Source organism: Achromobacter sp. (assembly GCF_057314935.1).
Window position 1 is genome coordinate 75,524 of sequence record NZ_DBHKZA010000007.1, and the last position, 12,610, is coordinate 88,133.

Annotated in this window: 11 protein-coding genes; 5 read left to right on the plus strand and 6 right to left on the minus strand. The window is 66.8% G+C overall.

Features of this window, described 5'->3' with window-relative positions:
- The first annotated feature begins 74 nt into the window (after window positions 1–74).
- Entirely contained in the window at window positions 75–1,226 is a 1,152-nt protein-coding gene (locus ACO6D5_RS04265) for a glycosyltransferase (protein ID WP_485824692.1), read from the plus strand.
- Here the strand turns inward: ACO6D5_RS04265 and ACO6D5_RS04270 are convergent.
- Genes ACO6D5_RS04270 through ACO6D5_RS04280 form a run of 3 tightly spaced genes read right to left on the minus strand, consistent with a single transcriptional unit; the run spans window position 1,193 to window position 6,844 of the window.
- A complete protein-coding gene (locus tag ACO6D5_RS04270) occupies window positions 1,193–2,557 on the minus strand; it encodes an efflux transporter outer membrane subunit (protein WP_485824693.1) in 1,365 nt (454 codons plus the stop codon). The genes ACO6D5_RS04265 and ACO6D5_RS04270 overlap by 34 nt on opposite strands.
- Window positions 2,554–5,655 (minus strand): efflux RND transporter permease subunit, encoded by a 3,102-nt coding sequence (locus ACO6D5_RS04275; RefSeq protein ID WP_485824694.1) that lies wholly within the window; start codon window positions 5,653–5,655, stop codon window positions 2,554–2,556. The genes ACO6D5_RS04270 and ACO6D5_RS04275 overlap by 4 nt, the downstream gene beginning before the upstream one ends.
- A complete protein-coding gene (locus ACO6D5_RS04280) occupies window positions 5,642–6,844 on the minus strand; it encodes an efflux RND transporter periplasmic adaptor subunit (protein WP_485824695.1) in 1,203 nt (400 codons plus the stop codon). The genes ACO6D5_RS04275 and ACO6D5_RS04280 overlap by 14 nt, the downstream gene beginning before the upstream one ends.
- Window positions 6,845–7,091: 247 nt before the next feature.
- Here ACO6D5_RS04280 and ACO6D5_RS04285 point away from each other — a divergent pair, with 247 nt between their 5' ends.
- A complete protein-coding gene (locus tag ACO6D5_RS04285; RefSeq protein ID WP_485824696.1) occupies window positions 7,092–7,385 on the plus strand; it encodes a DUF4148 domain-containing protein in 294 nt (97 codons plus the stop codon).
- A gap of 42 nt (window positions 7,386–7,427) precedes the next feature.
- Here the strand turns inward: ACO6D5_RS04285 and ACO6D5_RS04290 are convergent, their stop codons facing one another.
- On the minus strand, window positions 7,428–8,390 hold the full coding sequence (locus tag ACO6D5_RS04290) for a GlxA family transcriptional regulator (RefSeq protein ID WP_315845029.1): 963 nt from the start codon (window positions 8,388–8,390) through the stop codon (window positions 7,428–7,430).
- 263 nt (window positions 8,391–8,653) lie between these two features.
- Here ACO6D5_RS04290 and ACO6D5_RS04295 point away from each other — a divergent pair, with 263 nt between their 5' ends.
- Both ACO6D5_RS04295 and ACO6D5_RS04300 read left to right on the plus strand, forming a co-directional pair.
- Window positions 8,654–9,010, plus strand: a complete 357-nt coding sequence (locus ACO6D5_RS04295; RefSeq protein WP_315845028.1) for a DUF1428 family protein — start codon at window positions 8,654–8,656, stop codon at window positions 9,008–9,010.
- Window positions 9,011–9,130: 120 nt separating this feature from the next.
- Window positions 9,131–9,631, plus strand: coding sequence for a VOC family protein (locus tag ACO6D5_RS04300; RefSeq protein ID WP_315845027.1), 501 nt, complete (start codon window positions 9,131–9,133; stop codon window positions 9,629–9,631).
- Between the two features lie 7 nt (window positions 9,632–9,638).
- Here the strand turns inward: ACO6D5_RS04300 and ACO6D5_RS04305 are convergent, their stop codons facing one another.
- Together ACO6D5_RS04305 and ACO6D5_RS04310 are read right to left on the minus strand one after the other, a co-directional pair.
- Window positions 9,639–10,151, minus strand: a complete 513-nt coding sequence (locus ACO6D5_RS04305; RefSeq protein WP_315845026.1) for a DUF1993 family protein — start codon at window positions 10,149–10,151, stop codon at window positions 9,639–9,641.
- A 142-nt stretch (window positions 10,152–10,293) separates the two neighbouring features.
- Window positions 10,294–11,310 carry an extracellular catalytic domain type 1 short-chain-length polyhydroxyalkanoate depolymerase gene (locus ACO6D5_RS04310; protein ID WP_315845025.1) on the minus strand — a complete coding sequence of 339 codons (1,017 nt, stop codon included), beginning with the start codon at window positions 11,308–11,310 and terminating at the stop codon, window positions 10,294–10,296.
- 653 nt (window positions 11,311–11,963) lie between these two features.
- Between ACO6D5_RS04310 and trhA the strand changes: the two genes are divergently transcribed.
- A complete protein-coding gene (gene trhA / locus ACO6D5_RS04315) occupies window positions 11,964–12,608 on the plus strand; it encodes a PAQR family membrane homeostasis protein TrhA (RefSeq protein ID WP_485824697.1) in 645 nt (214 codons plus the stop codon).
- The last annotated feature ends 2 nt before the right edge of the window (window positions 12,609–12,610 follow it).

Consider the following 12,610-nt stretch of genomic DNA (forward strand, 5'->3'; position numbering starts at 1 on the left):
CTGACTAGAGTGCCAGGAATCCAAACCTTCAAGCAAGTGCCGCCCGTCTTGCGGGCGCCCTGCGCCTGGCAACCATGAAAATCCTCTACACCAACTACCACAAGGGCGATGGCGGCGGGCACACCACCTATCTCACCACCCTGATCCAGCATCTGGGACCGCGGCATCACGTCGCCCTGGCCGCCCCGCGGACCAGCCGCCTGTACGGGCAAGCGCGGCAGGCCGGTCTTGCCGAAGCCATGGCGGTGGACTATTCCAGCCGCATCTGGCACACGCCCGCCCTGGTCTCGCGCCTGGCGGACATCATGGCGGCCGGCGAATTCGACATCGTGCACGTCAACGGTTCGCTGGACCACCGCTGCGCGATGCTTGCCAGGATGAAAATGGCCGGACCGGGGCCGCGGATCGTGTACACCAAGCACGACAACCACGAGGTCTCGGGGCTGGGAGCCTTTCTGCGCGCAAGCCTGGCCACCGATCACGTGATCGCGGTCTGCGAAGACACCCATCGGAAACTGCAACGGTCGGCCTATGCCCGGCGCCCCATTTCGACCGTAAAGAACGGCGTGGACACGGACTGGTTCCAACCCTATTCCCACGCGGCGGGCGCCGGCGTGCGCAACAGCTGGCCCGTCCGCACCGCAGGCCGCCTCGTCATCGGCAGCAACGCCGGCACGGCTTCCTACAAGAACTGGCTGCATATGGTGCAAGCCGTCGCCCTGCTGTCCCCCGCCTTGCGCGAACGGGTGCTGGTGGCCGTGGCCGGTCAGCCGCCCACGGTCGAGCAGCAGGCCCGCGTCCTGGCGCTGGGCATGGAGGATCACGTCTACTATGCGGGCCTCCTGCCCGACGTGCGGCCGTTCGTGGCGGCGTTGGACATCGGATTCGTGCTGTCGACCCGGATCGAGACCATTTCGTTCGCGTGCCGCGAAATGATGGCGATGGGCAAGCCGGTGATGGTCAGCCGCTACGCGGGCCTGCCCGAGAACATCACGGACGGCGTTGACGGCTGGATAGTGGATCCCGGATCGCCGGCCGCCATCGCGCAATGCCTGGCGCAGATCCTCCTGCAACGCGGGCGCCTGCGGGCCATGGGCCGGTCGGCGCGCGCGAAAAGCGTGGCCGAATTCGGTGTCCGGAGTTTCGTCGGCCGCACGCTGGACATCTACGACAGCGTGCTGGCCGCCTGCCATCACCCCGCGCGGGCGGCGGGCACGTCGCTGTAGACCCCCAACGTCTGGTAGATCTCCACCCAACGCAACGCGACATCGATCCGCGCGCTGGCGAGCGAACGCTGGATATCGTAGGCGCTGCGCTCCGCGTCCAGCACCTCCAGCAACGACACCATGCCGGCCTCGTACTGCCGTCGCGCCAGCCCGACCGCCTGGCTGGCAGCCGTCGCTGCGGCGTCCAGCCGCGCCTCCCGGCGCATGGACTGGCCGTAGCCGTGGATGCTGGTCTGGCTTTGCCTGACCGCCAGCCGCAGCGCCGACGCATAAGCCAGCCGGCTCTGCGCCAGCCTGGCGTCCGCGCCATCGATGCGGGACTGGATCCTGCCGAAGTCGAACAAGGGTTGCAGCAGTTGCAGGCCAAGCGTCCAGGCCGGCCCGCTGACGCCCTGCTCGACGCCTCCCAGGCTGCCCAAGGTCAGCTGCGGAAAACGTGCGGCCCGTTCGGCCGCCAGTTCGCCGCCGGAGGCCGCCATGCGCCGTTCCGCCGCCCGCACGTCGGGCCGCCAGCGCAACGCGTCCACCGGCATCGCCAGCAGCGCCTCCAGGGCGTCCCGATGCGGCACTTGCGGCTGCCCGCCGCCCAGGGCCAGCACATCGTCGATGGCGGCCACCTCCGTTGCCAGCAGATAGGCCAGCGCATGGCGCGCCGCCGTCACTTGCTGCTGCGCGAGCGGCACTTCGGCATACGTCGATTCAGACTCGGCGATCATCCGTTCGGCATCCAGCCGGCTGGCCATTCCCAACCGCCGGCGCGCCTCCACCAGGGCGCTGGTCCGCCGGAGGACTTCGCCGGTGCTTTCCGCAAGCCGCGCCTGTTGCTCGGCCAGACGCAATTGCAAATACGCCACGGCCACTTCCGCCATCAAACTCAACCGCAGCGCCTGGTAGTCGTGCTCGGTTGCCTGCTCCTGGGCCTGTGCGGCATCTCGCTGCGCGCGCAGCCGTCCAAACAAGTCCAGCTCCCAGGACAGGTCCAGGCCCGCCCAGGACGCCGGTTCGACGGCTGCGGCCCGCTGCGCGCTGGCGCCGGCGTTCACGACCGGGAACAACGCGGCGCCCGCCAGCCGGCGTTGGGCGCGTTGTTCCCGGATGCGCTCGGCCGCCGCCGCCAGGTCCAGGTTTGATGCCAACGCTTGCGAAAGCAGGCGGTCCAGTGCCGGATCCTCGAAGCTCTCCCACCAGCGCAGGGGCATCCCCGCCTGCTCCAGCACCCCTTCAGCGGAATGCGGCCGGGCGGGCGCCGCAGGTTCCGGAGGCACGGTCGAGCAGGCGGCCAACAGCGTCAACGCGGCAAGGGCCGGCAACCGTATCTTGCGAGTCATCATGCCGATCCGCTCTTTTTCAGGGATTGTGCCGCGTGCGTCGCGGCCCGGCGTTCCAGGAACAGGCGGTTCAGCGCCAGGAACACGACCGGCGTGGTCAGCAGCGTCAGCACCTGGCTGACCGCGAGGCCGCCCACGATGGCCACGCCCAGGGGTTCACGCAGCTCGGCGCCCGTGCCGAACGCCAGCATCAACGGCACCGCGCCCAGCGCGGCCGCCAGCGTCGTCATGATGATCGGCCTGAACCGCGTCAAGCAGGCTTCCCGGATCGCCGCTTGCGCCGATAGCCCGCGCTCGCGTTGGGCTTGCAGCGCGAAGTCGACCAGCAGGATGCCGTTCTTCTTGACGATGCCGATCAGCAGGATCAACCCGATCAATGCCATCACCGAGAAATCCAGGCGCCACAGCCACAGGAACAGGATGGCGCCCAAACCCGCGGACGGCAGCGTGGAGAGAATTGTCAGCGGGTGCACGAAGCTCTCGTAGAGCACGCCCAGGATGATGTAGACCGCCAGCAGCGCCGCCAGGATCAGCCAGGGCTGGCTGGCCAGCGAGTCCTGGAAGGCCTGGGCCGCGCCCTGGAAGGTGCCGGTGACATTGGCCGGCATGTCGAGGTCGGCGCGGATCTGCTCCAGCCGGTCCACCGCATCACCCAGCGCCGCCCCCGGCGCCAGGTTGAAGGACAGGTTGACCGCCGGCAGCAGCGCGTCGTGCACGATCACCGCCGGCCCCCTGACCGCCGGCTCGACCCGAACGAAGCTCAGCAAAGGGACCATCTCACCGGTCGACGGCGAACGCAACTGGAAGTACGCCAGGCTGTCGGCCGTGCCGCGCTGATGCCGGTCGATCTCCAGCACCACGTAGTACTGGTTGGCCTCGGTCTGGATCTGGTTGATCTGGCGTTGGCCGAAGGCATCGTACAGCGCGTTGTCCACATCGCTTGCCGTGAAACCGTAGCGCGCCGCTTCGGCCCGGTCGATCGTCAGCCGGGTGATCTGGGCGTCCCATTGCAGGTCGTGCGACGCGTCGCGGAACAAGGGGTCCCGCTGCAACTGCGCCGTCAGCTTTTCGGCCCAGTCGGCCAGTTGGGCGCTGTCCTGGGCCCGCATCACGTACAGGTACTGCGCGCGCGGCTGCCCCGCCCCGATGTTGATGTCCTGGGCGGCGCGCAAGAACACCTGGATGCCGGGAATCTCGGCGAACTGCGGGCGCAGCCGGTCGATGACCTGGCTGGCCGACGCTTTGCGCGCGTCCGGATCGCTCAGCACGAGCCAGAGGCGGCCATTGCCCAGCGTCGCCGCCCCGCCCACCGCGTGGTTGACGCCCACCACGTCCGGATCGGCCTGGACGATGGCCTCGATCCGCTTGTGCTTTTCCACCATGTCCTCGTACGAAATATCGGAAGCGGCGCGCGTCACCCCGATGATGAATCCCGTGTCCTGCAGCGGGAAGAACCCCTTCGGTATCGCCACGAAGCTGGCGACGCTGGCCAGCACCGTCGCCAGGAACACCAGCAAGGTCGCGCGCTGGCGTGCCAGCACCCAATCCAGCGCCCGCTCGTACAGCGTGACCAGGCGGCCGGACGGGCCGGTCGCCGTGCCGGGCGGATGCGCTTGCGGCTTCATGAACAGGCTGGCCAACGTCGGCGCCAGCGTCAGGCACACCACCATGGACACCATGATGGCGGCGGTGGCGGTCAGCGCGAATTCGCTGAACAGCCGGCCCACGATGCCGTCCATGAACAGCAGCGGCGTGAAGGCCGCCACCAGCGACACGCTGATGGACACCACGGTGAATCCGATTTCGCTGGTGCCCTTGAGCGCCGCTTCGCGCATGCCCGCTCCGGCCTCAAGATGCCGGTGGATGTTCTCGATGACCACGATGGCGTCGTCCACGATGAAGCCCACGGCCACCACGATCGCCACCAGCGTCAGGTTGTTCAGGCTGAATCCCGCCAGGGACATCACGGCGAACGTCGCCACCAGCGACACCCCCAGCACCGCGGACACGATCAATGTGGCGGACACCTGCCTCAAGAATGCCGCCATCACGGCGATCACCAGCACGATGGCCACGACAAGCGTCAACTGCACCTCGTGCAGCGACGACCGGATGGTGCGGGTGCGGTCGTTGTAGATCTCCACGGCCACATCGGCAGGCAACGCCGCCTGCAGGGCCGGCAGCGCCTGCATGATGCGGTCCGCCGTCGCCACGATATTGGCCCCGGGCTGGCGCCGGATGATCACGCCGACCCCCGGTTTACCGTTGGGCCACACCCCGGCGTAATCATCTTCGGCGCCGTGCTCGACGGTAGCGACGTCTTTCAGCAGCACCGGCTGGCCTTCGCGATAGCCGATCACCAGCTCACCGTAGTCCGCCGGATCGAACAACTGGTCGTTCACGTCCAGCGTCGCCACGCGGTCGGCGCCGAACAGCGATCCTTTGGGCAGGTTCACGCTGCCGCGCTGGATGGCGCTGCGCACGTCTTCCAGGCTGCTGCGCGTGGCCGCCAGCGACTCGGGATTGGCGCGCACACGTATCGCGGGCCGGCGCTGGCCCGTCAGCGTGATCTGGCCCACCCCTTCCACCTGGCTCAGTTGGCGCGCCAGCACGGTCTCCGTGTGATCGCTCAGTTCGGTCAACGACAAGGTCTCCGACGTCACACTGAGGATCAGGATCGGGCTGTCCGCCGGATTCACCTTGCGCCAGGTGGGCAGGTTGGGCATGTCGGCGGGCAGACGGCCCGCGGCGGTATTGATGGCTGCCTGCAATTCCTGGGCCGCCACGTCGATGTTCTTGTCCAGCGAGAACTGCAAGGTCAGCGTGGTGGCGCCAATCGAACTGGACGAGGTCATCTCGCTGACGCCGGGAATCGCGCTGAACTGCACCTCGAGCGGCGTGGCGACCGACGAGGCCATGGTCTGGGCGCTGGCGCCAGGCAGCCGCGCTTCGACTTGGATGGTGGGAAAGTCCACTTCAGGCAGCGGCGCCACGGGCAGACGCGCATACGCCAGCGCGCCCAACAGCACTACGGCGACCGTCAACAGCACCGTGCCGACGGGATGCGCGATGCACCACGCATAAAGGCTAGCGCGTTGCATCGGCGACCACCTTGCCCGCGATCGCCACGCCAGGCGGCTGCGTACCGCCCCCCGCAGCCTCGGTGCGCACCTTCGCTCCCGGGTACAAGCGGGATGCGCCGTCCACGACGACGGCCGCGCCCGCGTCCACCCCCGACACCACCGCCAGCGTATCGGTCTGATGCTGCACGTCTACCTCGCGCGGCTGCGCCATGCCGTCTTCGACGTGCCAGACGAAGATGCGCCCGTCGCCCCGCTGCAGCGCGCGGGCGGGCACGACCAGCACGTCCTGCAGCACCTGCAACTCCACCGACGCCACGACCGACTGCCCCGGCCAGAGCCGGCCGTCGCGATTGTCGAACAGCGCCTTCAACCGTATCGTGCCGCTGGCCGCGGAGACCTGGTTGTCGATCAGGGCCAGCCTGCCCTCGCCCAGAACGGCTCCGCCGTCGCTGGCATACGCCTGCACCGGCACGTCCGACATGCCGGACAAGGCCTCCTGGATGCGCGGCAAGAGCGCTTGCGGCACCGACACTTCCACCGCGATCGGATCCATCTGGACGATGGTGAACATGACCTGCGATTCCGCGGCACGCAGCACATTGCCCGCATGCAGCCGAAGCAGGCCGACCCGGCCCTCCAACGGCGAGCGGATCTCCGTATGGGACAGCAGGACCTTCTGGGCCTGCACGGCCGCCTCAAGATTGCGGGCAGACGCTTGCAGCTCGTTCACCCGGGCCACCTGCTGCTCCAGGATCTGCGTGGAAACGGCCTCTTCCTTGCGCAGGCTGCGATACCGCGCCAGATCGAGGCGCGCCACGTGCAACTGCGCGGCCGCCATCGCGTGCTGCGCCTGGGCTTGCACCAGCTCGGACTCGATCACCCGATGGTCGATGCGCGCCAGGACGTCTCCGGCCCGCACCATGGCGCCCTCTTGCGCGGCGATCTCGTTCAGCACGCCATCGACCTGCGTGCGCACATCGACACTGCGCAAGGAACGGACGTCGCCAGGCGAGCGCAAGCGCATCGGCAATTCGGGCCGGCGTTCCACCAGCGCAATGCGCACCGGAACGGCCGGCCGTTCGGCCGGCGCGGCCGCACCGCTGTCGCGCGGCCACCAAAGATAGGCGGCTGCCGCGGTCGCCAACGCCAGAAAGGAAGCCGACGCGATGATCCGCGGACGCGTCAGGAATTGCGTGAAGGACACCATGGCTGCGTCGCCCCGTAGACGTGAAGAGCATGCACTCTAGATTCCCGACACTGTCCTGACCGTGACGCGTTGCTGACGCGGAAATGACGAAACGACGCAAGCCCGGAAAATCGCGTGGCCGAAGCTGACAAAGATGTTATGCGCGGGTCACGGTGGGGTCAGCCGCTGCTGTCCAGAATGGCGTCAAGGATCGGAAAACGCCGATCCCCCCAAACCGCATTGAATGCGACCAACAGGAGATCTCGACATGATCATGACCTTCGCATCCGCCGCCGCAACACTTGTCTTCGCGCTTGCCGCTGGCAGTGCCGCAGCCGCCGAAGAAACCCAAGTGCCGCCGCCCCCGGCCGGCACGCTGACGCAGGCCGACATCCAGGCCGATCTGCGCGCATGGCGCGAGTCCGGGATGGCGGAACTCTCGCGCACGCAAGACACGCCTGACCTCAACGATGCCGAATACTTGCGCCGCCACGCGGAGTATCTGCGCCTGCGCGGCGGCGCCGCGCAAAGCGCGGCCCCCGCGACGCCGCAACGCGGATGATGGCGCTGCGGGCCTGCGCCGGGATCGCATCCCGGCGCAGCGTCACTGATAGCGCTCGCGATAACCCACCGGCGACATGCCGCAGTATTTACTGAAGATGTCGCGAAACGCCTTCGTGTCGTTGTAGCCGACTTCGTACATGACTTCCGACACGCTCTTGCGCGAGGTCTCCAGCCGCTTCTTCGCGGCTTCGACGCGGACCCGCTGCACGTATTCCACGATGCTGTTTCCGGTGGCCTGCCGGAACCGCCGTTCCAACGTGCGGCGGCCCATCGCATGGCGGTCGGCCAGATCTTCCACGGTGATCTTTTCCGTGTAGCGGCCTTCGATGTCGTTCTGCACGGCGCGCACGACGTCGTCGGCATGGCCCTTCTGGCCCATGAACACCGAGAACGGCAGCTGGCTCTGCCGGCTCCAATCCAGCTGGAAGTACTTGGCGCACCAGATGGCGGTGTCGCGGTCGGTGTATTTCTCGATCAGGTGCAACACCAGATGCGCCGCCGAAAACGCGCCGCCACTGGTATAGATGCCGTTGTCGGCCATGACGATCCGGTCACTGACCCATTGCACGTTCGGGAACAGGCTGGCGTACAGGTTCTGCGCCACCCAATGCACCACCGCCTGCTGGCCATCCAGCACTCCGCCTGCCGCCAGCAGCGCGGCGCCCATGCACAAACTGGCGACTTCGCCGCCTTCGCGGTGATGGCGCGACAACCAGTCGATGAGCTCGCGGTTGGACAGCACGGCATCGGACACCGCGCCCAGCAAAGGCGGCGCGATGCAGATGTCGATTTCAGGCTCGTCGGCCAGCACCAGATCGGCCTGCACCTTGATGCGGCCGTCGTCCAGACTGACCTCGCGGGTCAAGGCCAACGTGCGCACGCGGAACCGCGGTTCGCGGCCATGCGCGGCCAGATACTCGTTGGCCACCAGAAAGCCATGGCGCGCGGTTTCCAGGGAAGCGATATTGGCTCCCGTCGGCAAAAGGAAAGCGACGTTTTTCATCGCCGGGCGGCTCCGAAGATGCCCCCTCGGAAGGGGCTCATAGACCCGCGCGGCGGATGCGGCGCGGCGTCATTTTTCATGACGCCAAGCATACGCCTGCCGACTGTCGCAATCCACCCGCAAGAATGTCGCAATCCCCTATCTGAAAGCGCTCCCAATCCCGATACAGTGACATCTGCCGGCATTGAGGCCGGACGGCGGCGAGCGCAACCAGCGGGTGCGCCCGCCACTGAATAGAACAACATGGATCAAAGGAGTGTTTGATGGAAAAGTACATAGATGGTTACCTGCTTGCCGTGCCCCGCGCAAAGCTGCCGACCTACAAAAACATGGCGGAACAGGCCATGGCCGTCTGGATGGAGCATGGCGCGCTGGACTACCGGGAATGCGTCGCGGAAGACATCGACAGGGAGGGCTTTGGCTCATTCACCGCCGCCGCTGGCGCCAAAGAGGACGAAACGGTCGTGTTCGCCTGGGTCGTGTTCGAAAACAAGGCCGAACGCGACCGGATCAACGCCCTCGTCATGGCGGACCCCAGGTTGACCGGCATGTCTTGCGAAGGCATTTTCGATTTCAAGCGCATGTGCCTGGGCGGCTTCAATACCTTGGTCGGCAAATAAAACCCGGGCGGCCTGTCGAAATCGGCAGCCCCCGTTCGTCGTAGAGAAAGGAGGCGCCCGGCCCCATTGGACCCGGGTGCTCCGTCCCCCACTGATAGTCCACGATTCTGGAGACACACCATGGCTACGCCCGCAAAGAATCCCATCCCCGACGGCATGCACACGCTGACCGCGCACATCGTGTGCGAGGGCGCCTCGGACGCCATCGCCTTCTACAAGAAAGCCTTCAACGCCGAAGAGCTCGCGCGCCTGCCGGGGCCCAACGGCAAGGTCATGCATGCCGCCATCCGCATCGGGGATTCCGTGCTGATGCTGATGGACGATTTCCCTGAATGGGGCAGCCTGGGTGCCAAGGCGCTGAAAGGCTCCCCGGTGACGCTGCATCTGTACATGAAAGACGTAGACGCGGCGATGAAGCAGGCCGTCGCAGCCGGCGCCACCGTGACGATGCCGGTCGCTGACATGTTCTGGGGGGACCGCTATGGCCAGGTCGTGGATCCGTTCGGCCACCGCTGGTCCATCGCCACGCACCAGTTCGACTATTCGCCCGAAGAGATCCAGCAGAACATGGCCAAAATGGGCGAAATGACCGGTTGCGGCGATCAGGCCGCCAAGCAGTAACGGCGGCTTACTGCGAATACGGCCCCAGGAAATCGAGCTTGCCGATTTTCACGCCGGCGTTGCGCAAGATCGCATACGTAGTCGTGACGTGGAAATAGAAGTTGGGCAGCGCGAACGTCAGCAGGTAATCCTCGCCGCTGAACTCCGGCTTGAACTCGCCGAAGTTCACGACGACCTTGCGGCTTTCCGCGCCGTCCATTTGTTCAGGCGTCACGCTCTGCAGGTATGCGATGGTGTCGGCGATGCGTTGCTGCAACTGCGCGAAGGTCGTTTCCTCGTCCGGAAACTTCGGGGCCTGCCCCTGGGACAGGCGCTGCACCGCGAACTTGGCGGCGTCGCTGGCGCGCTGGATCTGGCCGGACAGGGGATACATGTCAGGCGCCAGGCGCGCATTGACGAGCGTGGCGGGGTCGAGCCCTTCGGCCTGCGCATGGGCGACGGCTTTTTCAAGCAGGTCGGCCAGCACGGCCATGCCGCGAACGAAGACAGGCACGGACGCCCGATAGAGGGAGAGGGACATGGCGAAGATTTCCAAAAAGGCCAGCCTGGGCGAAGCACGCGCTCCGCCGGGATCAGGAATGGGGCGATCTTACCGCCGCGACCTGCGGTTTCTCCGGCTGCCGGCGTCGACAACTGCATTCCCGATTCGCGAACAATGGCGTCTACGCTTGCGGCTGGCCCGAGCCCGTCCGGCGCAAGCCCTGGAAAAAGCGCCAGACCAGCGCGGAGGCATCGGGGCCGCCGCGCGCGTGGTACTTCACCGAGGCGTCGCCGCCACTCCACGCGTGCTCCAGTCGCGTGATTTCGCATAGGCGCAAAATCGTCTTGCGTCCGCGCAGCAAGTCCACCCGGCGGTACGCCTTGTCGGTGCCCAGCCCCAGCACGCGCTCGACCGGAACGTCTTCCGGGCGCAAGTCGTTCAACGCGCGGAACTGTTCGAACAGCTGCTTTCCGTTGCGGGGCGCCACCGCCGGGTCCAACTGCCCCTGCAGGATCAGCGCGGGCATGCCCAGACGGAACACGCCTGGGTCGGCCACGCCTTCCAGCAGCGGCAGCAAGGGCTTGAGGCTGCCGCGCCGCATGGTGCCGATGCCGCCGGCGGCACTATGGGCATCGCCCACCACCGGGCCGGAATGCATGGCCACGGCGGCGATCAACGTGGGATGCCGCAGGGCCACCAACGCCGCCATGCCCGCGCCCGCGGACAGCCCCGCGACGTAGACCCGTTCCGGGTCCAGTCCGTGCCGCGCGACTTCCGCTCGGATCAGCGCCGCGATCAAGTCGGCCTCGGCGCCGCCATGCTGGTCATCGGGCTGAAACCAGCGCCAGCAGCGCTGGACCTGGCGAGTCATGGATTGCTGCGGGTACAGCACCATGAAGCCGCCGGCGTCGGCCCATTGGTTCATGCGCGTGCCGCGCGCAAATGCCAGCGACGTCTGGCGGCATCCATGCAGCATCACCACCAACGGCATGCCGGCGCGTGGCGCAGATACCGGGGTATAGCGCGCGAAGGTCAGCTGACGCCCCGCGCCGTCGGAGAACTGCCGCGACGACTCCCAACGGCCGCCGCCCAGGGAGGGGGCAGCCGGCTGGCGGGGCGTCGCGGCCGGCGGCGCCGGCTTGGCTGCCGCCTTGCGTACCGACGGGGTTCGCTTCCTGGCGGACTTGGGGGCCGCCATGCGCATCGCGGCGCGCTGGAGTTTGCTTAGTTTCTTTGCGGCTTTGAAAAACAGACTGGTAAAACTGCGCGCCATTGCTAGGCCTCGGCCAGTAAACCTTCTTGACTTCGCGTCGGCGTCTTGACGCCGCGGGGCCGCTCGCTGCGGCACGCAGGCCATCGCGTCCGCAAGGTCGCGGACGCCTGGAGCTCAGAATCTTGGCGCCGGACCGAGACCGCCCGTCAACAATTGCAGACAGGACATCAACGCAACGGCGATAGTGAGTATGGACAATACCCTGACCACTTTACTGGAGTCGGGACGCGTCAACATGGCTGTCATCCGCGTAACGATGTATGCCCCAACCATAAGGCCAATTGCCGGAATCATCGGTGCCTCCCCTTAGAGTATCTGTTGCGGCCGCGCGGACGCGCAGATCGCGGACGCGAGCCTGGGAAAAGAACGTACACCGCCTCTGCGGGCGGATTTATTTCTGCGTGAAATGTATCACAGAGTAACTTCGCGGCCGCGCCTGGCCGCCTGTCCGGCCCGTGCGCGATTTGCACAAGATCAAGCCAGCCCGCATCAGTGGGCCGGCGGGCGAGTGGCCGCTTGAGCGCGCCGCGCAAACCGCCTATGGTGTAAGCCTTGCACCAACACAACAAGACGCATTCATGTTTCCCAACGACAGACCCCAGACCCTGGGCGAAGAAATCGCCAACACCATCAGCCATGGCGTGGGCGCGGCAGGCGCCGTGGCCGCCGCCCCGTTCCTGATCATCGCCGCCGTACGCCAGGGCGACCCCGCCTTCATCGCAGGCGCCGCCGTGTTCGCGGCATCGATGTGCCTGCTGTATCTGGCCTCCACCATCTACCACGCGCTGCCGCTCTGCCGCGCCAAGCAGATCTTCAACGTGCTGGACCACTCGGCCATCTACCTGCTGATCGCCGGCACTTATACGCCGTTTGCGCTGGGCGCGCTGCGCGGCCCGTGGGGCTGGACCCTGTTCGGCCTGGTCTGGGGACTGGCGCTGCTGGGCGTGGGATTGAAGGCCAGCAAGCGCCTGAATCGACCTGCCATCTCGACGGGCCTCTACCTGGCGATGGGTTGGCTGGTGATCATCGCCGTGAATCCACTGATCGAACGCGTGCCCACGGGCGGGCTGTGGTGGCTGGTGGCCGGCGGCCTGGCCTACACGGGCGGCGTGGTGTTCTTCGTGTTCGACAACCGCTGGCGCTACAGCCATTTCATCTGGCACCTGTTCGTGCTGGCCGGCACCGTGTGCCATTTCTTCGCGGTGCTGTGGTACGCGGCCTGACG

Excerpts from the sequence above, each read along its gene's own strand:
- ACO6D5_RS04285 (WP_485824696.1), top strand. The coding sequence starts at position 7,092 with ATGATCATGACCTTCGCATCCGCCGCCGCAACACTTGTCTTCGCGCTT.
- ACO6D5_RS04290 (WP_315845029.1), bottom strand. The coding sequence starts at position 8,390 with ATGAAAAACGTCGCTTTCCTTTTGCCGACGGGAGCCAATATCGCTTCC.
- trhA (WP_485824697.1), top strand. The coding sequence starts at position 11,964 with ATGTTTCCCAACGACAGACCCCAGACCCTGGGCGAAGAAATCGCCAAC.
- ACO6D5_RS04300 (WP_315845027.1), top strand. The coding sequence starts at position 9,131 with ATGGCTACGCCCGCAAAGAATCCCATCCCCGACGGCATGCACACGCTG.
- ACO6D5_RS04295 (WP_315845028.1), top strand. The coding sequence starts at position 8,654 with ATGGAAAAGTACATAGATGGTTACCTGCTTGCCGTGCCCCGCGCAAAG.
- ACO6D5_RS04270 (WP_485824693.1), bottom strand. The coding sequence starts at position 2,557 with ATGATGACTCGCAAGATACGGTTGCCGGCCCTTGCCGCGTTGACGCTG.
- ACO6D5_RS04305 (WP_315845026.1), bottom strand. The coding sequence starts at position 10,151 with ATGTCCCTCTCCCTCTATCGGGCGTCCGTGCCTGTCTTCGTTCGCGGC.
- ACO6D5_RS04275 (WP_485824694.1), bottom strand. The coding sequence starts at position 5,655 with ATGCAACGCGCTAGCCTTTATGCGTGGTGCATCGCGCATCCCGTCGGC.
- ACO6D5_RS04280 (WP_485824695.1), bottom strand. The coding sequence starts at position 6,844 with ATGGTGTCCTTCACGCAATTCCTGACGCGTCCGCGGATCATCGCGTCG.
- ACO6D5_RS04310 (WP_315845025.1), bottom strand. The coding sequence starts at position 11,310 with ATGGCGGCCCCCAAGTCCGCCAGGAAGCGAACCCCGTCGGTACGCAAG.
- ACO6D5_RS04265 (WP_485824692.1), top strand. The coding sequence starts at position 75 with ATGAAAATCCTCTACACCAACTACCACAAGGGCGATGGCGGCGGGCAC.